Genomic DNA, 22399 nt, shown 5'->3' with positions numbered 1-22399 from the left:
CCGGGGCGAAAGCTCCGGCCTTTCTATTTATGGGCCGCGACGTAGAGCCATCTTGTCGGCTCGCCATCGAAGCCGCCACCATCGGCTTCGGTCATGGCAATGTTCTTCCATCCTCCGGCGCTCAGCATAGCCTTAAGCCATACGGCGGAAGGATAGTTGTAATAGCGTCCGAACTTGTCGTGTCCCTCTGCTTCACCCGCCTTGAAGCTGGCGTGGAAGATGCCGCCCGTTTTCAGGGCGCGCAAAATGCGATCGAAGATATCTGGCAGAGCGGATCGCGGAACATGCAGGAGGCTGGCCTCCGCCCATATGCCGTCGAAGATTTCGGTAGCGTCCAAGGCTTCGAAACGCATCACTCGAACGGGCCTGCCAAGACGCTTTTCCGCTTCCCTCGCAAGCTCGGCCGAACCGTCCGTCGGCGTAACGTCAAAGCCGCGCGATAGCATGTAGGCGGCATCCTGGCCGCTGCCGCAACCCAATTCGAGGATGGTTGCGCGGGCGGGCAGGGCGGCCAGAAAGGCATCCAGCCTCTGGCGCGGTAGCCGGCGTTCACGCGCTGCGTAGATGGCGGCGTTGTCGGTATAGAAGGACGCTGTCGGGTCGGTGCTCATGCTGGCTGGCGTTCATTTCTTTGTAAGAGCATCGTCGATGTTAGCAGGAAAGGCAGACAATATCTGCCACCATGACAAACAAAATAGGTCAGTATTGTTGACTTATCTTTTGTTGCGTGATTTTGTGTTGGAAAGACCAAAAATTACGAGGAAGCCCCATGTTGAATTGGGAAAATATCTTTGCGACGCGCTCGAGCCGTATGCGCGCCTCCGAAATCCGCGAGCTGCTGAAACTTTTGGAGCGCCCGGATATCATCTCTTTTGCCGGCGGCATTCCCGATCCCGCGTTGTTCCCGGATGCGGAGTTCAAGCAGGCCTATGCCGACATCTTTTCCGGTCCGACTGTCAATGCAGCGCTGCAATATTCGGTCAGCGAAGGCTACAAGCCGCTGCGCGAATGGCTCGTGGGCCAGATGGGCGCGCTCGGCATTCCCTGTGAGCTCGAAAATGTCTTCATCGTTTCCGGTTCGCAGCAGGGGCTCGATTATCTTGGCAAGCTTTTCCTGTCGCCGAAGGACACGGCGCTGGTGACGGCGCCGACCTATCTCGGCGCGCTGCAGGCCTTCAACGCTTATGAGCCGACCTACGATCAGTTGACGCCGAACGGCAACCGCACGCCGGATTCTTATCGCGCCGCGGCTTCGCAGGCGGGGGGCAGGGTGAAGTTCGCCTATCTCTCGGCCGAATTCGCCAACCCGACGGGCGAGACTGTCGATCTGGCCGGCCGCAAGAAACTGCTCGACCTTGCCGAAGAGCTAGATATCGCCGTCATCGAAGACGCTGCCTATCAGTCTCTGCGCTATGACGGTGAGCCGGTTGCGCCGATCCTGGCTCTGGAAATCGCTCGCAAGGGCAGCATCAACGACTCGCGCACGATCTATTGCGGCAGCTTCTCCAAGACGCTGGCGCCCGGCCTTCGCGTCGGCTTCATCGTCGCCAATGCGCCTGTCATCCGCAAGCTGGTGCTGATGAAGCAGGCGGCTGACCTGCATTCCTCGACCATCAACCAGATCGCGATCCATCAGGTCGCCGAGCGCGGGTTTGATGCGCAGGTTGCCAAGGTCCGCAAGACCTATAGCCACCGCCGCGACTGCATGCTGGCGGCGCTTGCGAAATACATGCCTGACGGTACGAGCTGGACGAAGCCGCAAGGCGGCATGTTTGTCTGGATCACCCTGCCGAAGGGAATGGATGGCGCTAAGTTGCTGGCACGGTCGCTGGAAACGGCGAAGGTCGCCTTCGTGCCGGGTCAGGCCTTCTTCGCCGATGGCAGCGGTGCGAACACTTTCCGCGTCAGCTTCTCCTGCGCCAATGACGAGATGATCGAAGAGGGCATCTCGCGGCTCGGCAAGTTGATTGCTGATGAGATCGGGGCGATGGCGGCCTAGTTTTTACCTTCTCCCCGAGGGGAGAAGGGGTTTATCACTTTGCCAGATGCGGGCCGATCAGCGCCAGATCGGCCTCGCTCAGCCTGTCGCTGGCCGTATTGCGCTGGTGCCAGTAGGGATACATCAGCGGCTGCAGGCTGACGTCGTCTAGCCGCTTGCGTTCCTCGTCCGTCAGCTTTAGCTCGGCGCTGGCGAGATTGTCCTTGAACTGGGCCTTCGTGCGGCCGCCGATAATGACTGAGGTCACGCCCTTGCGGCCGATGAGCCAGGCAAGCGCCACCTGAGCGGCCGAAACGCCGCGACCATCGGCGATTTCCACCAGCGTATCGACGATATTCCACAGGCGGTTCTCATCGCGGATCGGCGGTTCGGTCCAGCCGGCGAACTGGCGTGTACCCTTGGGCGTCGCCTGATTGCGGCGATGCTTGCCTGAGAGCAGACCGCCGGCAATCGGGCTCCAGACGAGAATGCCGAGGCCCTGGTCGATGCTGATCGGCACCAGTTCGTTCTCCGCGTCGCGCGCTTCGAGCGTGTAATGGATCTGCTGGCTGACGAAGCGTTCGCGCTTGTCGCGCTCGCTGACGCCGAGTGCCTTCATGATGTGCCAGCCGGAAAAATTCGAGCAGCCGATATAGCGGACCTTGCCCTGGCGAACCAGCGTGTCGAGCGCTTCCATCGTTTCTTCCAGCGGCGTCTGCCCGTCCCATTCATGCAGCTGGTAGAGATCGATGACGTCGGTCTTCATGCGCTTCAGGCTTGCCTCGCAGGCCTGGATAAGATGCTGGCGGGATGAGCCGACATCGTTGACGCCGGGTCCCATCGGGAAGCGTGCCTTGGTGGCGATGAGCACGCCGTTCTTGCGCGGGCCGCCGATGATCTCACCGAGAATCTCCTCCGATGCGCCTTGCGAATAGACGTCGGCCGTATCGAGCAGGTTGACGCCTGAGTCGATGCACATGTCGACAAGCTTCTTGGCATCCTTGATGCCGAGATCGCCAACGGTTTTTGCCCAGCCGACTCCGCCGAAGGTCATGGTGCCCATGGTGATGGTGGAAACTTTGAGGCCGGAGCGGCCAAGCAGGCGATATTCCATAGATCTATCCTCCTCGATCACGTCTGAAATACGTGCCTCAGAAAATAGTGCCGGACGCCGATGGTCAAGATTCAATCATCATACGAACGGCAGTCTATTCAAATTCAACTGTCACAATCATGTTAAGCCCTGCGTCTAGACAACCTCCTACAATCTAGCCGAGGACGTTTTCATGAAGACCTTTGTTTCCGCCTTTGCCGGCCTGTTGGCCATCGCTCTTTTCTCCGGCAGCGCAAACGCTGCCGATCTCGTCCTCTATACCAGCCAGCCGAATGCCGATGCGCAGGCAACCGTCGATGGCTTCATGGCCGCCAATCCCGGCATCAAGGTCGATTGGGTTCGTGACGGCACGCCGCAGATCATCGCGAAGCTTCAGGCCGAAATGCAGGCCGGCGCTCCGGTTGCCGATGTCCTGTTGATCGCCGATACGGTAACGCTCGAGCGGCTGAAGGAAGCTGGCAAGCTGCTCGCCTACAAGTCGCCGGAAGCCGCGAATTACGATGCGTCGCTCTATGACGCCGGCGGCTATTACTATTCCACCAAGCTGATCACGACCGGCATCGTCTACAACACGGCCGCCGCCATGAAGCCGGCAAGCTGGCAGGATCTGGTCAAGCCGGAAGCCAAGGGCCTCGTCGCCATGCCGAGCCCGCTTGCTTCGGGCGCCGCTCTCATCCACGCACAGACGCTCGCCGGCGTCGGCAGCCTAGGCTGGGACTACTACAAGCACCTCGCCGACAACGGCGCGATCGCTTCCGGCGGCAATGGCGCCGTGCTGAAGTCGGTTGCTTCCGGCGAGAAGGCCTATGGCATGATTGTCGATTACATGCCGATCCGTGAAAAGGCCAAGGGCGCTCCGCTGGAATTCGTCTTCCCGAAGGAAGGCGTTTCGGCCGTCACCGAGCCGGTCGGCATTCTCGCCGGCACGCAGCACGCCGATGCCGCCAAGAAGTTCGTCGATTACGTCCTTTCCGAAAAGGGCCAGGAAGGCTTCCTGAAGCTTGGCTACATCCCGGCTCGCAACGGCACGCTGCTGCCGGAAGGTTTTCCGTCACGTGACAGTATCAAGATTTTGCCGTTGAATGCAGCCGATGCTCTCAAGAACGCGGATCAGGACCTGAAGACCTTCTCCACCTACTTCAAGTCGAAGTAATCCGACCCGGATCTGGAATGTACTCATATGTGCGTCGGGGAAACAGCCAGCCGGCCTGGCTGTTTCCTTTTGTTGTTGCCGTCGTACTCTTGCTTAGCGTTTTGCCGCTGGCACGGCTGGCGTTTGCCGGCATCGAGGCGCTGCTTGGAGGCGGCACCTATGAACTCATCACCGATCCCTCGCTCTGGCGCTCGGCCTGGTACACGATAGAGACTGCCGTGCTCGGCACTATCGTTTCCGTGGTCCTTGGTTGCCTCTTCGCATTCCTGCTGACATTGACCGATCTGCCGGGCAGGGGGCTGCTCGGGTTTCTCTTCGTATTGCCGATGATGATTCCGCCGCAAGTGACGGCACTCGCCTGGGTGCAGATGTCCGGTCCATCGAGCCCCTTGCTGAAAGCGCTGCATATCGCGCCGCCGCTCGGCTCGCCGCAGCCGCTTTATTCGGTCGGCGGCATCGCGCTGCTCTATGGCGTCCAGCATGCGCCTCTCGTTTATCTCGCTCTGCGCGCGGGCTTGATGGCATTGCCGCGCGATGGCGTCGAGGCCGCAAGGCTTTCCGGCGCGTCCGGCCTGCGTGTCTTCCGCGATATCATCCTGCCCTTGTCTCTGCCCGGTGTCATTGCGGGCGCTGCGATTGCCTTCGTCTCGTCCATCGGCAATTTCGGCATTCCGGCGATCCTTGGCATTCCCGCCTCGATCTATACGCTCTCGACCTTGATCTTCACGAAGTTCTCCAATTTCGGGCCGAGGACATTCGGCGATATCGCCGTGCTGTCGACGATGATCGCCGTCATTGCCGTTGCCGGTCTTGCCGTGCAGGGCAGGGCCTTGAAAGGGCGTGACTACCGCGTCATCGGCATTTCCGGCGCGACGGCTGCCTTTTCGCTCGGCCGTTGGCGCTATCTGGCGCTGCCGGTGCTATATGCCATCCTCTTCGTCATGCTCGTTGCTCCCTTTCTGGCGCTGGTCGCAGGTGCGCTTGTGCCGGCCTATGGCGTGCCGCTCACCGTCAAGACGGCGTCGCTCAACGCATTTACGGAAATCCTGTTTCGGCAGAGCATAACGCGCACCGCCTTTTCCAACTCACTGTTCCTCGCCGGCATGACGGCGCTCGGTCTCCTCCTGGTGACAGTGCTCGCGGCTTATGCGCTGACGCGGCGCAAGGATATGCTGAGCCGCATAGTCAGCGGCATGATCGAGATCCCCTATGCGCTTCCGGGCATCATCATCGCCGTCTGCTTCATTCTGGTGTTCGCAGCACCGCTGCCGATCCTCAATGTCACGCTCTACGGGACGATCTGGATCATCCTGCTTGCCTATTTTTCCGCCTACTTCGCCGTCAGCCTGAAGCCGGTCATGAGCGCCTTCCTGCAGCTTGATCCGGCATTGGAAGAGGCGGCGAGGCTTTCGGGGGCAGGCTTCTTCCGTCGTCTTGCAGACATCATCGTGCCTCTGATCGCGCCGGCGGCCGGTGCTTCCGTAATCCTCGTCTTCCTGATCGCTTGCAACGAGCTGACCGTTTCAGCGCTTCTCTGGTCGGCCGGTACGCAGACGCTCGGCGTCGTCATCTACAATCTCGATGACGGCGGCAGTGCCGATCTTGCCTCGGCCATGTCGGTCATCGTCGTCGCCATGGTCGTTATCATGATGGTGCTTCTGGAAATCATGGCCAAGCGCCTGCCGAAGGGAGTGCTGCCTTGGCGAAACTGATCCTCAATCATGTCAGCAAGGATTTCGGCGCGGGCGGCCGCGCTGCGGTCAATGCCTTGTCGCTCGATGTTCGGGAAGGCGGCTTCCTGGCGCTGCTCGGCCCCTCCGGCTGCGGCAAGACGACTGTGCTTCGAATGATCGCCGGTTTTGAGCAGCCGACCGATGGCTCCATCCATCTCGGCGAACGGCTGCTGGCGGATGCGGCGAACATGCTGCCGCCGGAGCGGCGCAATATGGCGATGGTGTTTCAATCCTACGCGCTCTGGCCGCACATGAACGTCGCTGACAATGTCGGCTATCCGCTCAAGGTGCGCGGTATCTCCGGCGAGCGCTACCGCGAGAAAGTGCGCGAGGCACTGGCGACGGTGCGTCTTGGCGATTACGCCGAACGCCGGCCCGCCGATCTCTCCGGCGGCCAACGGCAGCGCGTGGCGCTTGCTCGCTGCCTGGTGACATCGCCCGATGTCGTGCTGTTGGACGAGCCACTCGCCAATCTCGACCGCCATCTGAAGAAGGAGATGGAGGAGACCTTTCGCGAATTTCACCAGCGCTCCGGTGCCACCATGATTTATGTCACCCATGACCAGAGCGAAGCGATGGCGCTCGCGACCGACGTTGCCGTCATGTCCGAAGGGCGGCTCCTGCAGGTGGCGCCGCCGGCGGAGATCTATGCGCGCCCCGAAGGCAAAATGGTCGGCGGATTGGTCGGGCAGGGTGCCATCCTATCGATGGCTTTTCCCGATGGCGGTCCACGCCGTATCGATTGGCCGTTCTTCCGAGACTTGTGGGAGAATGGGGCAGGCGGCTCGGCCAGAGCGGATATTCTCGTGCGGCCGGAGGACGTGGTTGCCGATGGGGAGGGCATTTCATGCCGTGTCGATTCCATTCTTTATGAGGGCGAGCGCTATGCGCTGAGGCTGTCGATGCCGGATGGACAGGTGCTGCGCGCCTATAGCCGCGAGGCTGTTGCCGTGGGCGATGATTATCGGGTCGCGATCCGCTCCGCCTGGCGGCTTTGATCGGTAGGGGACAAGATGGTTGTTCCCCGTCGCCTCCTATGCTTGATTTGCTCGACGTCACGAAGGGGAGTCGCGCATGTCCGATCATAGCTTTCCGATTTTCGATCTCGGCGCTTTCGAAGCAGCCGATCATGACGAGAAGAAGCGGCTTGGTGTGGAGGTGGATCGGATATGCCGCTCGACCGGCTTTCTGGCGATTGCCAACCACGGTGTCGCGGATGCCGTGATCGCCGAGGTGTGGAAGAAGACGCAGGTCTTCTTCGATCTGCCGCCCGAGGTGAAGCAGCGCGCCAAGACCCTCTATCCCGGCTATCCCTACGGCTATCTCGGACCGGGCACGGAGGCGCTGGCAAAATCCCGTAACGTGGACACGCCGCCGGACCTGAAGGAGAGCTTCAATGGCGGCCCTCTTTCCATTCCCGCAGGCATGAACGATCCGGAAGCGCTCGGCTTCTGCTATGCTGCCACCATCTGGCCGGAAGAGCCTGATGGATTCGTGGAGGCATGGAAGGCCTATTATGGGGCGATGGAAGATCTCGCGGCGCGTATCATGCGTGTCTTCGCAACGGCGCTCGGCCTCGATGAACATTTCTTCGATTGCTATGTCGATGCTCCGATCAGTGCGCTGAGGGCATTGAATTATCCCGAACAGCACGTGCCACCACAGCCGGGCCAGCTTCGCGCCGGCGCGCATACCGATTACGGCAGCCTGACGATCCTCCTGCCGCAACCCGGCTCGAAAGGGCTAGAGATCATCGCCCCTGATGGCAACTGGACATCGGTGCCGCCGGTCGAAGGTGCTTTCGTCATCAACATCGGCGACCTGATGGCGCTCTGGACCAACGATCGCTGGGTGTCCACGGTGCATCGTGTCGTCAACCCGCCGCCGGAAGAGGGCGGCATGCAGCGCCGCCAGTCTCTGGCCTTCTTCCACCAGCCGAACTGGTTTGCCGAAATCGCCTGCCTGCCGTCGTGCCTGAAGGAAGGCGGGGAGCCGAAATATGCTCCCGTTCTTTCCGGCCCATATCTGATGGGCAAGTTCAAATCGACTGTTACCGCCAAGGCCGGATGATGCGAGTATAATAAGCCGGCTCATATTCTTCTTAAACTGGAATGCTTCATGTCCCTGCGCCTTGCGACTTTCAATGTCGAAAATCTTCTGACCCGTTTCGATTACACTGGTTTTCGCAATCAGCTGCGCCAGGATCGCGTATTGCAGCTCTTCGATGTCCGTAATGAAGAGATCTATCAGCAGCTGGAAGCAGCGCGTGTGATTGCGGCGACTGACGACACCAGGCAGATGACCGCGCTTGCGATCGCAGATGCGGATGCCGACATCATCTGCCTGCAGGAGGTCGACAACATGGCGGCGCTGCAGGCTTTCGAATATGGCTATCTCTACCGCATGGTCGGCAATGGCTACCGGCAGAAATTCCTGATCGAAGGCAATGACAGCCGCGGCATCGATGTCGCCGTGATGATGCGCGAGGAAACGCGCGACGGCCAGCCGATCGTGCTTAACGACATCAAGAGTCACGCCATGGTGACCTACGGCAATTTCGGCCTTTTCAACGACGAGCTTGCGGAGCTCGGCCTTCATTCGGAGGACAAGATCTTCAAGCGCGATTGCCTGGAGCTGCACCTCCATATTGGTGGCGTTCCGTTTTCGCTCTATGTCATCCATCTGAAATCGATGGGACCTGCACGCGAAGGCGTGGATGGACGTCATGCGACCATGCCGATCCGCCGAGCCGAGACCATGGCGGTTCGCCGTATCATCGAAGATCGCTTCGGGGCTGGCCACACGGCGACGAAGAATTTCGCCATCTGCGGCGACATGAACGACTATCAGGAATGGATCGACGTCATCGGCACACGCCGCACCGGCTATCGTTTTGAGCCGCGCGGCGAGGAGAAGGGCAGCGCCCTCGATGTTTTCAGCCATGATGGTTTTGCGGAGAACGTCGTGCGGCGGCGAGAGGAGCTTGACCGCTGGACGCTTTACCACGCCCGAGGGCCGCAGGAGCAGCGGCTTTGCCAGCTTGACTACATCTGGCTCTCTCCGGCGCTGGCACGCGCCAATGCAACGCGCATGCCCGATATCATCCGCTCGGGCCAGCCTTTCCGCACTATTTTCCCACCGGGGCAGGAGGTGGAGCGCTATCCGCGCGTCGGCTGGGACAGGCCGAAAGCCTCAGACCATTGCCCCGTCGTCATGACATTGGATTTGATATGAGCATCTCAGAACGGAACGACATGGCCGGCTGGCCGCCGGAAGGCACCGTATTTCCCGTTTCCGGGATCGATCTTGCTGTGCTGCCAGGCGAGCATCCTTTCCACGTTCAGGAGTCTGCGGCGGCGCAGGAGAACTGGGCAAGGGAAATCGCCGCCAATCCAGCCCTCTTTGATGGGCGCATGATCTTCCAGCGTCGTCTTTCGCTTGCCGACGGCCTCGTCAGGGGTGAAGCCTATGTGACGCCTTTCTCGACCTTCCTTTGGTGGCGCAAGCAAAGCGAGCGGCACGGTGGCTTTCACCTTTTCGCATTTCCGGTGGCGGTATCGTCCGATGGTGCGATCATCGCGATCCGCATGGCGCCGCACACTGCCAATCCCGGCCAAATTTATTGCGCGGCTGGATCGATGGACGAAAATGATATTGTCAACGACCACGCCGACGTCGCTGGCAATATGCGACGCGAGGTGCTGGAGGAAACCGGTCTGGATTTGAACAACGCGATCGCCGACCCTGGATACTACGCAACCCACATGAATCGTTCCGTCACGCTCTTTCGGATTTTCCGCTTTCCGTGGACGGCCGAGGATATGCTTCGGCGCATCGAGGCGCATATACTGGTTTCCGAAGAGGACGAGGTCGATGGCGTGGTCGCAATCCGGTCAGCCGATCCCGTAGCGCACCGCTATAATGTCGCAATGCTGCCGATCCTCGCCTGGTTCTTTGGCAGCGACAAATAGCTTGGGCTTGCGCTGGAGTCGCTTGCAGTTATGAATAATTAGGTCTGGAAGTATGGATGGAGGCCAGATTGGCGCGCAGCTACAGTGTCTATGATGTGTTCACCGACAACAAGCTGGCGGGCAATCCGCTCGCAATTATCTTCGATGCGGGGGACCTGAGCGATGAGGCAATGCAGGCGATCGCCAGGGAGATGAACCTTTCCGAGACGGTCTTCGTGCTGCCGCCGCAAAATCCCGCCCACACGGCGAGCCTGCGCATATTCACGCCCGGTCGCGAACTGCCTTTTGCCGGGCATCCGACAGTCGGCACGGCGATCGCGTTGGCAGAGAAGGTCCATGCCAATCACGGCGGTGACCTCGATCTCGTTTCCGTTCTCGACGAGCGCGTCGGGCCAGTGCGCTGCGCTATCAAGCTACGCCAGAACAAGGCGAGTTTTGCCGAGTTCGATCTACCGAAGAAGTCGCAGGAGATCCCGCTGCCGCTCGACAGGGCCGATATCGCCAATGCACTCAGCCTGAAGATCACCGAGATTGGCTTCGAGAACCATGTACCCTCCATATGGAGTGCCGGAGTGCCGTTTCTTCTGGTGCCGGTGCACGATGTCGGCGCGGCTGAAAGGCTGGAGTTCGATCTGCAGCTTTGGGAAAAGACGGTGCCCTTTGTCGACGGCGCGCTTGCGTCGGCTTTCATTTATTGCCGCGGCGGCGTCAATCACGTTGCCAAATTCCACGCGCGCATGTTCCCCGTGGGAATGGGTATCGTCGAGGACCCGGCGACGGGTGCTGCAGTGGCGGCGCTGTCCGGTGCGATCAATCAGTTCGATGCTTTGCCGGATGGGCATCATCCTGTCGTCATAGAGCAGGGCATCGAGATGGGGCGGCCATCGCTGATTCATCTTCACCTCGATATCAATGGCGGCATGATCGCCAATGCCCGCATCGGCGGCCAGGCGGTGCGTGTTGCATCAGGAATTCTTGAGCTTTGATTTCATTGATTTTTCTGCCGCGCCTGAAATTTTTTTGACAAAAAAACAAAGAAAATTCGTCTGGCCGCTGGACAATCAAACCGATCCTATTTATATGCCCGGTCACGCCGCCAGCAAGCGGTACGGGTGATTAGCTCAGTTGGTAGAGCAGCTGACTCTTAATCAGCGGGTCGTAGGTTCGAGCCCTACATCACCCACCAAAAACTCCTTGAAATCGTTAGTTAATTCGAAACGTCTCGAGGGTTTTCGGCTGCGCGGATTCCAGCAGATTGGAAACGGTTTCCAATTCAAGTTCCGTGCTATTCCGGAATGCAGCGGGCTTGATCTCGCTCCAGCGGCTTTCCATGAGCTTCATCGCATCCGCGCTAAACTCCGTAGCGCGACGTCCCTCCCGTACTTCAGCATAAGAGAGGTGTTCGTCCGCGGTTCTTCTCCCGATCGGACAGCGATCGACGTTGCGGTAGGGTCGTCGCTCTAGTCGGAAAGCCTGCCCAGTAGAAGGCCGGTAAATAAGCCGAGGAGCGCCGTCACGATCAGGACGGAGCTTGTGGCTGTCGGATTTTCCTTTGCGGCCTGCACTACGTTCCGGCCCTCGGCGCGGGCATGATCCGCGATGTTTGCCACTTTTCCCTTTGCTGAAGAAAGGGCCTCGTCGGCGCGGTCCGAGGCGCTATCGATCCGCTTTGCCAAATCGGTGGAGAGCCTATCGATCTGGCTGCGGAGTTCATCGATCTGCGCATTGATGTCCTTGTCCAGCGAGATGTTGGCCATGATGCCCTCCTTGATTGCGGGTAAGTTCCTCCAGGAACGAATGGAGGCTTGCTTTGGTTCCCATCAGGTTGAACGACGTCTTTCGCAGTTGGAGAAGTTTTGAAACGGCCACGAAGCGACCGATATGCCAATGGCTTCAGCGTAGATGCAGGAGAAACGCGGTTGGCGCTGATATCGCCATCATGAAAAGAAATAGGGAAAGCCCATATTTCAGTCTTCGCATTCGGCGCGTCTTGATGCCGTCCCAGTCATATCCCATAAGTATATCCTGTTTGCTTCGTGCTTTATTGATGCTGGAAATATCCCATGAATTGTTTGCGCGAAGCTTGTGAATTGTTTTATCAAAGCGATGAATAAATACGTCGAATTATACAATCCTGTGCTGCAATTTTTTCTTTGGTTTTTGCAAGTATAACCGAGAAGGCTCATTATTAAACTAGAAGTAGTGAGCTCGGATCCTATCGTAGACTTTGCGCGAGCTACAATCTTTGATTTGACTGAACATCCAGCCGGGCACTGATCGCGCATCAACCAATCTACATCACCAGATTATGCTGTTGCTGTAAGCGACGCCCACGCTTGCGCTCGGATAGGCCGGGCCGACGGAGCTTCCGGTGATCGCCCCGCGTTCAAATGATGTCAGAGATGTCCGGCCGATGGCAATGGCCATCGCTTTCGGCCATGTGCGTTCAAGGCTTCCTATATCCACCTTCCATGACGCTGAATACAAAAATAGCGGCCAGAATCACGATCAGCGTATAATCGAAGGCGGAGAGCAGGCGAAGCAGTTCCATGATGTTTCTCCTCCCACAGAGAACACGAACCAGAACAACCGCTAGTATGTTCCTCCCGCGGGCGTATGCCAAGTTTTTTGCATCCTGCGGTGCAAAAACAATGTTGTGCGAGGCACAATAACCAGTTGTTTCCAAAGACATATCAGCACTCTATTAACTGCTACTGGTTGCGGCGAGGGAGCGCGCGCGCTGCAATCGTATTGTCAACAAATTTTATAGAGTATAGCATCGACACAGTGATAAGTCCGATTGCCCAACTCTTGCAGAAATCACCTGGTGCGATCGATTTGGAGGGAGTTGGCTATTGACCCTTGGCTCTGACCATCAGCCGCGTGACCTGCCTGTTGTCGTTATCGTTGGCGGTGGCGTTTCCGGAACCGGGGTTGCCTTTCATCTGCTGCAGCGACAGTTGCTGCGGGCTGGGCAGGTTTTCATATTCGAGCCGCGGGAGCGTTTGGGGGCAGGGCTCGCCTACGACACGCAGGATGTCGCCCATCGCATCAATGTGCCCGCGGCGAGGATGAGCCTGCTGCCCGATGACATCGAACATTTTCAGCGCTGGTTGCTGGAAAATAATGCGCTTGCCGATGATGATGCGGCGATTGCCGTCGATGGCAGTCTTTTTCCGCGACGCTCCGTTTTCGGGAGCTATATCAACAGCATGATCCGTCCCTTCGCCGAGAACGGGCGGCTGCGCCACGTCAGGCAAAGCGTCGAGCGGATCCAAAGGACGGGCGGCCGCTGGGCGGTGACCGGTGCTGGCGGGGAGCGCGTTGATGCCGATATTCTCGTCATCGCGACAAGCCATCCGTCGCCTTTGCCGCCGCAGGTGTTGCGGGATGCGCTTGCCGATCACCCACGCTTTGTTGCCGACCCAACGCGTCCTGATGCGCTTTCGGTCGTCGGCGCCGGAGATCGCGTCCTTGTGGTCGGCAACGGTCTGACCTCGGCCGACGTCATCGCCTCGCTCGAACTTAGGGGACATAAGGGGCCGGTCACCGCGATATCCCGACGCGGTCTGCGCTCGCGTGGCCATGCCGCGGTCAAGCAGGAGCTATTCGGCGATTTTGCTGATCAGCCCTCGAAAACCGCAGTTGATCTGCTGAAAAGCGTGCGAGCGGCTATCCGCAGGGCGGAAGGTGAAGGACGTAGCTGGCATGCGGTCATCGATCAGGTAAGGACGCAGGGGCGGCAAATCTGGGAGGCGCTTCCGATCGAGGAGCGGCGTCGGCTGGTTCGGCATTTGCGGCCGTTTTGGGATGTCCATCGTTTCCGTGTTGCGCCGCAGGTGGAAGCTGTCAGCGAACGGGCGCTTGCAAGCGGCAGGCTTGAGGTGCTGGCGGCTTCGGTTGCAGAGGTTGGCGTTGCCGATGATGTCATCGATTGCCGGTTGCGATTGAGCCGTTCCGACCGCTTCGTGAGAAGGCAATTCGATGCGGTCGTCGTCACCACGGGTCCCGGACACCGAGGCATTCTGCAATCCCAAGTCTGGATCGATGAGTTGTCGAAAGCCGGATATCTCACATTGGATCCCGCCCGCTTGGGATTTTCCTGCGATACGCAATCACGCGCCTTGGCGGCCGACGGTACGGTGACACCATCTCTGTTTATCTCCGGACCGCTTGCACGCGGAACCTTCGGCGAATTGATGGGATTGCCCGAGGTGGTCGAGCACGCCGTTCTCGTGGCCGACCAGGTGGCAGGCGCGATCGCCGATTACACGACGCGTGGGCAAGGGAAGGCATATTTGGACAGTAGTGCCGCCTAAAATCTAAGAAAAGCCGCAAATTCGTTGCTCAGACGATACATTTGCCTAAATTTACTCATATAAACTATACAATTTGTGAGTTACTATCTTGTTCCCACGAGATTGCGGGGTTACTTCCGCAGTCCCATGCTGACAGGATAGGCCCGTTGAGTCTCTTTCGAGCCATGCCGGGTTTTCAACAACTGACTTTGCAGTAAAGCGGACGGCGATGCTTACGAAAAAAGGAAAGTACGGATTGAAGGCGCTGGTGGATCTCGCACGCCTCGGCCCGGGTGAAACCGCGTTCATCAACGATATCGCGTTACGCAACAATATTCCGAAGAAGTTTCTCGATACCATCCTGCTCGAATTGCGAAACGCCGGCGTGTTGCGTTCGAAGAAGGGGCCAGGCGGCGGTTATTCGCTGTCGCGTCCCGCCTCGGAAATCCGCATCGGCCACGTCATCCGTACCCTGGACGGTCCGCTGGCTCCTATCCGCTGCGCCAGCCGCACGGCCTATGAAGCCTGCGACGACTGTTCCGATCCGGAGCGTTGTCAGGTACGGCGCTCGATGACGGAGGTGCGTGACGCGATTGCCGAGATTCTCGACAACATGTCGCTGGAACAATTCGTCGCCGGCGGCGCGGATTTCGACGTTCCGGAACGGGAAGATCGACGCGCTTCTCATACCGCCTGATTTTCGACGTAACTTGGCTTTCAAGGCAACCAACTCTTCAATGGCTTCACGCCGTTAAGATGGTAGTTGCCGACGATGTGGTATTTCTGGCGGGCCGGTTCATGCAGCGTATGGATGCGGGCGTTGCGCCAATGGCGGTCGAGGTTCAGGCCGATGCCCGCCGACGCCGTGCCGGCAAGCTCGAACAGCGTGTCGGCTGCCTCCATCGCAATATCAGCCGTCATCGTCTGGGCTGCCGCAACGGAGAGCGCCGCATCGATGACGTGGTCTTCCGTGAGATTGATCTGCGCCGCGTCGATCTTGCCGCCGGCTCGTTCCATCGTTGCCGTTGCCGCTTCGATTCGGACGGCAATTTCTCCGATTCTCGTTACGATCAGCGGATCGTTGACGGCTTGCTCATCGCCATCGCTTTCCCTCGGGTGAGAACGCGCCCGCACGAACTCCATAGTCGCTGCCAGTGCGGATCTGGCGATACCGAGATTGATTCCAGCGTGCGTGAGTTGGTTCACGCAATCGATCACCGTCGGCTCCGCCAACTTTTCTCGGTCTACGAGCAGGGTGTCGGCATCGAGATAGACATTATGCAATATGACCGTGCCGTTTCCGGAGGTGCGTTGACCAAAGCCGTCCCAATCGTCAATGATTTGGATGCCTTCCGCATTTCTGGGCACGACAGCGGCTATCGATCCCTGGCGTTTATCCGTCGCGAACAGGGCGATCCAATCTGAAAAGAGAATGCTGGCGGACGGCCGGCTCCGTCCGTTGAGGCGGAGGCCAGGCCCATCTGATGTCAGATGCCAGGAATGCTCGTCGGCGCCGCTTGCACCCGCCTCGGAAAAGATGCTCGCGAAACGATCGCCGGTAATGGCGCGATCGAAAAGGAGTGCCCTTTGGTCCTCACCGCCGCCAATTCTGACCGCTTCCAGCACGTGAAAATGCGTCTGCAATATCTGCGCGATGGAAGGATCGGCCTCCGCAAGGATGGCGATGACTTCGGCGAGAACGCTGTTCGAAATGTCGATGCCGCCATTTTCGGAAGGAACGGAAATTCCAAGCAGCCCCGATTGGGATAGAGCCTCGGCCTCGTCATAGGGTAGGATGCGGTTGATATCGCGGTCGCTCGCCTGCTGTGCAAAGGCATCCGCAAACGAGCGCGCAATATCGAGCGCCTCTTCTTCACTTTGAACGCGATGGGCGGGCGGCCTGACGCGTTCATACAATTGGGAAACAGTCCCCATTTGTCACTCCTCGACCAGCGCCGGCTCGGCTCCTCAGGGCGTGGCAAATCAGCGAGATGCTGGTTTCGCACCCTTCCGTATAATACGCGCCGACTGAAAAATTGTAAGCGCTCGACCCGATGTCAGTCAGGTCGAATAGCGAACTCGGTGCCTTCCAATGCCATTCCCTCCACAGCGAAAGCGGTTTCGAAATCTGATCTCAGCGCCCGGAATTGCTTTCCTTTTCCCAGTTCAATCGAAGGCGCGGCACGAAGAAAGCAACCGACCGCTGGATGTTTTTCAAGCCGCATTATCGCCGATCCGATTCCGCCCGCAGAAGAAAGCGCTTGCTAGAGGCGCATTTTCGCGCTTTCATATACGACTAAATAAGTAGACAATGACAATAATCATGCCGCCTCATCGCTTCAAGAAGCAATGGCGGACGATTGCAGGCATCGGATATTGCACCGAGTTGGACCTGCCTGTCGCACCCTTCTTTCGTTGGAGAAGAATGGTGGAATTTTGAGACCCGAAGCGGCTCTTATGCGTTTTGTCAGCCGCCGTTCTTCGGTTGTCGAGCGTCAGATCAGAGTTTGAATTTCGGGCAGTTAAGTGACAAGCCCAAGAAAGGCATGATCGACCACCTCTCGCCCCAGGAGTTGATATGACGGTTCAGGGATTCTTTTCCGCCAGGACAAATGCGGCGGCGTCGGCTTATGTGATGCCGCGGATTGCCGTGATCGGACGTGGTTTTTCCGGCATGATGATGGCAATCGCCTTGCTGAAGACAGTGCGCTTTCCCTTCCATCTGCAGCTCTTCGATCCCAATTCCAGCGTCAGCGGTGGTCAGGCGCTCGCCTCGGGACACAGCGGCGAAATCCTCAACAGCCGCGTGCGCGATCTTTCGGTCTCTGCCGGCGATCCCGACGATTTCAATCAATGGCTCTCCAGCAATGCGCCTTTCCGCAGCGCCGTTCCCGCCGCCATACCGGGTTTCCTGCAGATCTTCGTGCCGAAGAGCATCTTTAGCGACTACGTCTACCAGCGCTTTTCGGAAGCCTTCTCATCGCGGCGCGATGTGGCGGTGCAGGTCCGTAGCGAGACGGTCTTCGGTCTCAGGCGTGTTCGCGGCGGCCGTTTCGTGGTGGAGAGCGACGGGGCCGGCAATGCGCCATTTGATATGGTGGTGCTGGCAACGGGCTACGGCATTGCCGATCGGGAGGCGCAGGCCGGCGATCTCGTGACGGTCCCGACCACCGTTCGTGCGCGACGCCTTGTGTCGCGACCGCACACGATCCTGCTGGGAAGCGGCCTGCGCGTGGTCGATCGGCTGCTGCAGATGCGCGAAAACGGCTATACGGGGCAGATCACCATCGTTTCGCGGCGGGGCTTCCTGCCGCAGAGCCATACGCGCAACAACGCCGACCCGGTTTTCCCTGCAGATGAGATGCCAGATAAACTCAGCGAAATTGTTCGCTTCATTCGCCGCGCTTGCGAGGAGGCGGAGGCGAACGGGCAGAGCTGGCAGTCCGTCATGAATGGATTGCGCAAGCACGCCCGATCGCTATGGCGATCCCTGCCGGCCGGTCAGAAGCAGCAGTTCAACCGTCATCTGCGGGCGCTCTATGACAGCCATCGCAATCGGTTGCCCGAAGCCCTGCATGTTCGCCTCAATCAGGAGATGGCTGAGGGTAACACGCTGTTGCGGCGCGGTCACTTCATCCGGCGGACGCCAACAGGGCTGATTTTGAGGCCCGCGGGACGGCAGGAGACCGAGCAGCTCTATGCCGATGACGTGATCGATTGTCGATGCCAGGCGCCCGATCTGAATGCGCCGTTGCTGCGCAGCCTTATCGACGCCGGCCTTGCGGTGCCGGACGAGCTCGGCCTTGGTCTCGCGGTCGATGCAGCGGGTGCATTCGAGGTCAATGGGCGTTCGACGGAGGGGCTCTTTGCCATCGGCCCCCTGGGGCTTGGAAGTCTCCCGGACATCGATCTCGTGCCTGAGATCGTGACGCAGGCCTATGCGGCTGCCGAAAGCGTGGCGGAACGTTTTCATCCGCAATGCAAGGCGGTTTGACCACTCAGCAGCGTCTCCATTTGCAAGCAAGGTGGCGATCGTTTGGTTCGTTAAGCGTACCGCGTCGCGGCAGAATAGCGGCTTGCTGCGGGCGCCGATCATGGCGCCGCCTTTATCCTGATTGCCCAGCGCGTATAATCTATCATTGCCAAGGTGGTTCTCTGGCCTACTTCTGGACGGGCGCTGGTCCGTGCGATAGGTCATGCCCAATATGAGGCGGCGTTACCAGGTTTTGAGCGAGGTTCTGGACAGGATAAGGGCGTGAAATGCCTTCGTGTCGCCTTTCTTTGTCTTACAAGGCGTACGCGTAAAGACTATGGAATTCGCAATCTTATTATAGGACGAGTCGGGTCTCTGTTTTTGCGGCGATTTCGGTCATCCACTGGCTGCGACTTCATGTGCAACGAGGAGCTCTGCTTGCGCCCGCTGAAATCTCGTCTTTTTCTATTGCCTTTTTTGCTGCTGGGATTGGCTATGTTTGCCATCGTCGGTCCGCTGGTGGGCGAGAATGCCTTTGCGCAGGATCAGCAGCCGGCCCAGACATCGCAGCAAACGGATCAACCGCCCGGGCAGCTCGCCAATGGGCTGCTGGATACGGCCGTCACCGAACTCGGCAAAGCAAAGAAGACCTATGCATCGCTACAGGAGGCGGCGAAGCAGGCAACAGCTGATGATGAGACGCTCGTAGCGCTCTCCGGCCAGGTTGACGAACTCAATCGCACCACTGCTGCTATTTCCGCGCGCCTGAAACCCCGTACCGCCGAGATCGATGCACGCCTGACGCAACTCGGTGCTGCCCCGAAGGAAGGCCAGCCGCCTGAGGCTCCGATCGTGACACAGGAGCGCGACCGGCTCAATGCCGAACGCTCGCAGATCAGTGCCGTGATCCTGGATGCAGACAATCTGACCGCAGAAAGCAATCGGCTTTCGATGCAATTCATGGAGATGCGCCGAAAGTTGTTTGCCGAGACGCTATTCAAGCGGACGGAGGTTTCCACCACGACATTCGACGATGCAGGCGCGGCTTTGGTCGAGGAGGGCGTCAAGTTTAGTGCCGCGGTGACGAGCTGGATCGCCTTCGTGCTCAAGGCAAAGCTTGCCTCGCTTCTGGCTGCCGTCTGCCTGTCGATCGGCGCTGCGCTGATATTTCTTTTTGGGGGTTATCGGTTGTTCCGCCGCTACTACGTGCAGGACGAGGCTATCGAGAATCCGCCCTATATCAGCCGACTCTCCGTCGCCTTCTGGTCGACGCTGATCCGCACGCTGTCGTTGGCAGCCTTTCTCGTCACGTCCTTCTTCTTCCTCTCGAATTTTAATGTGCTGCGGCCCGACATCGCGCCGATACTGGCTGCGGTCTTCGGCTTTATCGGCCTCGTCTATTTTGTCGGTCGCCTCAGCAATGCCGTCTTCGCGCCATTCCGGCCGCATTGGCGCTTGGTCAAGCTGTCGAACAAGGGAGCGCATTCGCTCACCTGGTGCCTTCAGGCGATGGCCGTTGTCAACGGGCTGGATTATGTCTTCGACCGCATCAGCGAGTCCATGGGATCACCGGTCGTCGTTACCGTGGCGAAAAGCTTCCTGGCGGCACTTTTGATCGGCCTCATCCTGATTGCGGCATCCTTCGGCTCGCCGATGTTGGCCAAGAATGGCGATCCGGATGCGCCTGGCCGCCATTGGCCGCATGGCATGGCCATCATTCTTCGCGCTCTCGGCATATTGGTGATCTTCACCTCGTTCATCGGCTATGTGGGGCTTGCCCGCTTCATGGCAACGCAGATGATCGTGACGAGTGCTGTCATTGCAACCATGTATCTCGGTTTTCAGCTCGGCAAGGCCGTATCCAAGCAGGGCGTTTTTGCCGAAACCATTATCGGCCGCTTTCTGGAAAACCGCCTGAAGCTGCGTGAGGTGGCGCTCGATCAGGCAGGTCTCGCAGCCGGACTTGCGACTTACGCAGTCGCGCTGCTGACGGGCATTCCCCTGATTCTGCTCTCCTGGGGTTTCCACATTCAGGATCTGGAAGCCTTCGCCTACAGGCTCTTTACCGAGATCAAGATCGGTAACATGTCGATCTCGCTGCTCGGCATCTTTGTCGGTATTCTATTGTTTGCGGGCGGCTATCTGGTGACGCGCTGGTTCCAGCGGTGGCTCGACAGCAATGTCATGGCGCGCGGGCAGGTGGATCTGGGCGTCCGCAATTCGGTGAGAACCGGCATCGGCTATCTGGGCATAGCATTGGCGGCGATCTTTGCCATTTCCGCTGCCGGCATCGATTTGTCCAGCCTGGCGCTCGTCGCCAGTGCCCTCTCGGTCGGTATCGGTTTCGGTCTGCAGAATATCGTGTCGAACTTCGTGTCGGGCCTGATCCTGCTGGTCGAGCGACCGTTCAAGGTTGGCGACTGGATCGTTTCGGGTACATCGGAAGGCATCGTCAAGCGCATCTCGGTGCGTGCCACCGAGATCGAGACCTTCCGCAAGCAGTCGATCATCGTGCCAAACTCCGAGCTCATCAATGCGTCCCTCGGCAACTGGACGCATCGCAACAGGCTCGGCCGCTCCGAAATCCCCGTATCCGTCAGCTATGATGCCGATCCGCGCAAGGTGATGGATATCCTGCTGGAGCTGGTACGCTCGATCCCGAAGGTGCTCAGGAATCCGGAGCCACATGTGGAGTTCTTGCGTTTCGGGCCGTCATCGCTCGATTTCGAGATGCGCTTCTATCTGTCCGATCTCTCCGACGGCATGGAGATCCGCAACAATCTGCGCATCGAAATCCTGAAGCGCTTCAACGAGGAGGGGATTTCAATTCCCTATCCACATCAGGAACTGCATATCGTCCGCGACGGTAGGAGAGGCAGGCAGCTGGATGCTACAGCCGAAGCGCTGACGGATTCTGCCGACGGGCCCGAGGCCGGAGATGCCATTCAGGAAGGGTCTGCTTCGCCCCGCGAAGATAAAGTGCCGGAGGCAAAGGGGGCGAGCCGGCGTCGTGGCCGGACCGCAGCGGAGTAAGTTGCACGCAGGTAAACCGCCGCCTGTGTGCTCCGTCTGGAAGCTTTAAGCCCGACTTTCTCGACATGGACAACGCGCTGCCAGAAAGGCCCGCGCCTCGAAAGGCGCCGGCCGGCCGACCGGCATAATTTTCTTCACTTCCGGGAAACCAATCGACTTAACAAATACGCAAAAGCTTTGTCTTAAAACAATACAGAGGGGATCATTTTCAAAAACAGGTTTTCATTATGCCATTTCTGGGTGTTTCGGGGATGCAATATTCCGGCGCGTCTCTTGCCGGCTCGCGCATTCTTCTTGTCGAGGATTCCAATCTCTTTACATCGATGGTCAGGACGAAGCTGAAGGAGCTTCTGGACATCGACGTCGAGATTTGCCGCAATTTCGAAGAACTGCAGCTTGCCTACGACAAGTCGTCGGAGCCGATCAAGCTGGCGATCTCGAATATGAACCTGCCGGGTGCCGAGAAGGGAGAGGCCTTGGCTTATCTTCTCGATCTCAGCATTCCAACGATCGCCTTCACGGGCACTTTTCTCGAAGGCACGCGCGACGAGCTGATCGCCAAGGATGTGGTGGATTACATTCTCAAGGACAATATCTTTGCGGTGGATATGCTGGCGGAATCGATCTGCCGCTTTCTGACCAACCACCGTCACCACGTTCTCATCGTCGACGACAGCGCAACGGCCCGCGCTTTGCTGTCCAGCCGCCTGAAACGCTACAATTTCCGCGTCAGCGTTGCCGAGAATGGTGCAAAAGCGCTCGAAATCCTGAAGGCCAGCTCGGATATCGGTCTTATGGTCACGGACTACAATATGCCTGACATGGACGGATTCGAGCTGACGCGGCGCATTCGTGCGACCACGGGGTCCCATGAGCTGCGCATCATCGGCGTCTCGTCATCCAGCAACCGGCTGCTTTCTGCCCGTTTCCTCAAAGCGGGCGGCAATGATTTCATCCTGCGGCCGTTCATCGACGAGGAATTCTACTGCCGCGTGAATCAGAATCTCGACACGCTGTTGCAGATTCAGTCGGCTCAGCCGCCCGCTAGGGAGGTACAGGCCCGATAAAATCGGCTTGAGCAATCCAGGAAAAGTGAGGAAAAATCACTTTTATGTAAATCTCCGCAATCGGCGGTTCCAATTTTTT

General features: G+C 58.7%; 17 protein-coding genes and 1 tRNA gene. 14 read left to right on the top strand and 4 right to left on the bottom strand.

From position 1 onward, the window contains the following. Positions 1-23: 23 nt before the first annotated feature. The gene (locus FHT85_RS01705) at positions 24-611 is read right to left on the bottom strand and encodes a class I SAM-dependent methyltransferase (protein ID WP_112411816.1); all 588 of its coding nucleotides are present in this window, start codon (positions 609-611) and stop codon (positions 24-26) included. 158 nt (positions 612-769) lie between these two features. On the opposite strand from FHT85_RS01705, the gene FHT85_RS01700 reads away from it, so the two are divergent. Then, entirely contained in the window at positions 770-1999 is a 1230-nt protein-coding gene (locus FHT85_RS01700; protein ID WP_112411817.1) for a PLP-dependent aminotransferase family protein, read from the top strand. Positions 2000-2033: 34 nt separating this feature from the next. Here FHT85_RS01700 and FHT85_RS01695 read toward each other — a convergent pair whose 3' ends face one another. Then, positions 2034-3092 carry an aldo/keto reductase gene (locus tag FHT85_RS01695; RefSeq protein ID WP_112411818.1) on the bottom strand — a complete coding sequence of 353 codons (1059 nt, stop codon included), beginning with the start codon at positions 3090-3092 and terminating at the stop codon, positions 2034-2036. 172 nt (positions 3093-3264) lie between these two features. Here FHT85_RS01695 and FHT85_RS01690 point away from each other — a divergent pair, with 172 nt between their 5' ends. From FHT85_RS01690 to FHT85_RS01655, 8 genes are all read left to right on the top strand, one after another. Beyond that, on the top strand, positions 3265-4245 hold the full coding sequence (locus FHT85_RS01690) for an ABC transporter substrate-binding protein (RefSeq protein WP_112411819.1): 981 nt from the start codon (positions 3265-3267) through the stop codon (positions 4243-4245). Between the two features lie 17 nt (positions 4246-4262). Then, a complete protein-coding gene (locus FHT85_RS01685) occupies positions 4263-5957 on the top strand; it encodes an ABC transporter permease (RefSeq protein ID WP_112411820.1) in 1695 nt (564 codons plus the stop codon). After that, positions 5945-6976, top strand: a complete 1032-nt coding sequence (locus FHT85_RS01680) for an ABC transporter ATP-binding protein (RefSeq protein ID WP_112411821.1) — start codon at positions 5945-5947, stop codon at positions 6974-6976. The genes FHT85_RS01685 and FHT85_RS01680 overlap by 13 nt, the downstream gene beginning before the upstream one ends. 76 nt (positions 6977-7052) lie before the next feature. After that, on the top strand, positions 7053-8048 hold the full coding sequence (locus FHT85_RS01675) for an isopenicillin N synthase family dioxygenase (RefSeq protein WP_112411822.1): 996 nt from the start codon (positions 7053-7055) through the stop codon (positions 8046-8048). Between the two features lie 48 nt (positions 8049-8096). Next, on the top strand, positions 8097-9212 hold the full coding sequence (locus tag FHT85_RS01670) for an endonuclease/exonuclease/phosphatase family protein (protein ID WP_112334590.1): 1116 nt from the start codon (positions 8097-8099) through the stop codon (positions 9210-9212). Further along, the gene (locus FHT85_RS01665) at positions 9209-9949 is read left to right on the top strand and encodes an NUDIX hydrolase (RefSeq protein ID WP_112411823.1); all 741 of its coding nucleotides are present in this window, start codon (positions 9209-9211) and stop codon (positions 9947-9949) included. The genes FHT85_RS01670 and FHT85_RS01665 overlap by 4 nt, the downstream gene beginning before the upstream one ends. A gap of 68 nt (positions 9950-10017) precedes the next feature. After that, positions 10018-10935: a PhzF family phenazine biosynthesis protein gene (locus FHT85_RS01660; RefSeq protein ID WP_181476117.1), complete on the top strand. Its 918-nt coding sequence runs from the start codon at positions 10018-10020 to the stop codon at positions 10933-10935. A gap of 124 nt (positions 10936-11059) precedes the next feature. After that, positions 11060-11135, top strand: a tRNA-Lys gene (locus FHT85_RS01655). Positions 11136-11409: 274 nt separating this feature from the next. On the opposite strand, the gene FHT85_RS01650 is transcribed toward FHT85_RS01655, so the two are convergent. Then, entirely contained in the window at positions 11410-11706 is a 297-nt protein-coding gene (locus tag FHT85_RS01650) for a hypothetical protein (RefSeq protein ID WP_112411824.1), read from the bottom strand. A gap of 1098 nt (positions 11707-12804) precedes the next feature. Here FHT85_RS01650 and FHT85_RS01645 point away from each other — a divergent pair. Continuing rightward, a complete protein-coding gene (locus FHT85_RS01645; RefSeq protein WP_112411825.1) occupies positions 12805-14268 on the top strand; it encodes an FAD/NAD(P)-binding protein in 1464 nt (487 codons plus the stop codon). Between the two features lie 208 nt (positions 14269-14476). After that, the gene (locus FHT85_RS01640; protein WP_015340239.1) at positions 14477-14944 is read left to right on the top strand and encodes an RrF2 family transcriptional regulator; all 468 of its coding nucleotides are present in this window, start codon (positions 14477-14479) and stop codon (positions 14942-14944) included. A gap of 20 nt (positions 14945-14964) precedes the next feature. Here FHT85_RS01640 and FHT85_RS01635 read toward each other — a convergent pair whose 3' ends face one another. Further along, complete coding sequence (locus FHT85_RS01635; protein WP_112411826.1) at positions 14965-16182, bottom strand: SfnB family sulfur acquisition oxidoreductase; 1218 nt, start codon at positions 16180-16182, stop codon at positions 14965-14967. Between the two features lie 643 nt (positions 16183-16825). On the opposite strand from FHT85_RS01635, the gene FHT85_RS01630 reads away from it, so the two are divergent. The 3 genes from FHT85_RS01630 (at position 16826) to FHT85_RS01620 (ending at position 22320) form a co-directional block, all read left to right on the top strand. Then, positions 16826-18241 (top strand): FAD/NAD(P)-binding protein, encoded by a 1416-nt coding sequence (locus tag FHT85_RS01630; RefSeq protein WP_112411827.1) that lies wholly within the window; start codon positions 16826-16828, stop codon positions 18239-18241. A 396-nt stretch (positions 18242-18637) separates the two neighbouring features. Further along, positions 18638-21253: a mechanosensitive ion channel family protein gene (locus FHT85_RS01625; protein WP_409527313.1), complete on the top strand. Its 2616-nt coding sequence runs from the start codon at positions 18638-18640 to the stop codon at positions 21251-21253. Positions 21254-21480: 227 nt separating this feature from the next. Next, positions 21481-22320 carry a response regulator gene (locus tag FHT85_RS01620; RefSeq protein ID WP_112411828.1) on the top strand — a complete coding sequence of 280 codons (840 nt, stop codon included), beginning with the start codon at positions 21481-21483 and terminating at the stop codon, positions 22318-22320. The last annotated feature ends 79 nt before the right edge of the window (positions 22321-22399 follow it).

The sequence above is a fragment of the Rhizobium sp. BK312 genome, from assembly GCF_014193605.1.
In the GTDB taxonomy this organism is placed as follows: domain Bacteria; phylum Pseudomonadota; class Alphaproteobacteria; order Rhizobiales; family Rhizobiaceae; genus Rhizobium.
Note: the sequence above shows the minus strand (reverse complement) of the source record. Positions and strands in the feature narration are given on the sequence as shown.

Bases quoted from the DNA above. Each gene is read 5' to 3' on its own strand.
- FHT85_RS01705 (WP_112411816.1), bottom strand. From the start codon at position 611: ATGAGCACCGACCCGACAGCGTCCTTCTATACCGACAACGCCGCCATC.
- FHT85_RS01700 (WP_112411817.1), top strand. From the start codon at position 770: ATGTTGAATTGGGAAAATATCTTTGCGACGCGCTCGAGCCGTATGCGC.
- FHT85_RS01695 (WP_112411818.1), bottom strand. From the start codon at position 3,092: ATGGAATATCGCCTGCTTGGCCGCTCCGGCCTCAAAGTTTCCACCATC.
- FHT85_RS01690 (WP_112411819.1), top strand. From the start codon at position 3,265: ATGAAGACCTTTGTTTCCGCCTTTGCCGGCCTGTTGGCCATCGCTCTT.
- FHT85_RS01685 (WP_112411820.1), top strand. From the start codon at position 4,263: ATGTACTCATATGTGCGTCGGGGAAACAGCCAGCCGGCCTGGCTGTTT.
- FHT85_RS01675 (WP_112411822.1), top strand. From the start codon at position 7,053: ATGTCCGATCATAGCTTTCCGATTTTCGATCTCGGCGCTTTCGAAGCA.
- FHT85_RS01670 (WP_112334590.1), top strand. From the start codon at position 8,097: ATGTCCCTGCGCCTTGCGACTTTCAATGTCGAAAATCTTCTGACCCGT.
- FHT85_RS01665 (WP_112411823.1), top strand. From the start codon at position 9,209: ATGAGCATCTCAGAACGGAACGACATGGCCGGCTGGCCGCCGGAAGGC.
- FHT85_RS01650 (WP_112411824.1), bottom strand. From the start codon at position 11,706: ATGGCCAACATCTCGCTGGACAAGGACATCAATGCGCAGATCGATGAA.
- FHT85_RS01640 (WP_015340239.1), top strand. From the start codon at position 14,477: ATGCTTACGAAAAAAGGAAAGTACGGATTGAAGGCGCTGGTGGATCTC.
- FHT85_RS01635 (WP_112411826.1), bottom strand. From the start codon at position 16,182: ATGGGGACTGTTTCCCAATTGTATGAACGCGTCAGGCCGCCCGCCCAT.
- FHT85_RS01630 (WP_112411827.1), top strand. From the start codon at position 16,826: ATGACGGTTCAGGGATTCTTTTCCGCCAGGACAAATGCGGCGGCGTCG.
- FHT85_RS01625 (WP_409527313.1), top strand. From the start codon at position 18,638: ATGTGCAACGAGGAGCTCTGCTTGCGCCCGCTGAAATCTCGTCTTTTT.
- FHT85_RS01620 (WP_112411828.1), top strand. From the start codon at position 21,481: ATGCCATTTCTGGGTGTTTCGGGGATGCAATATTCCGGCGCGTCTCTT.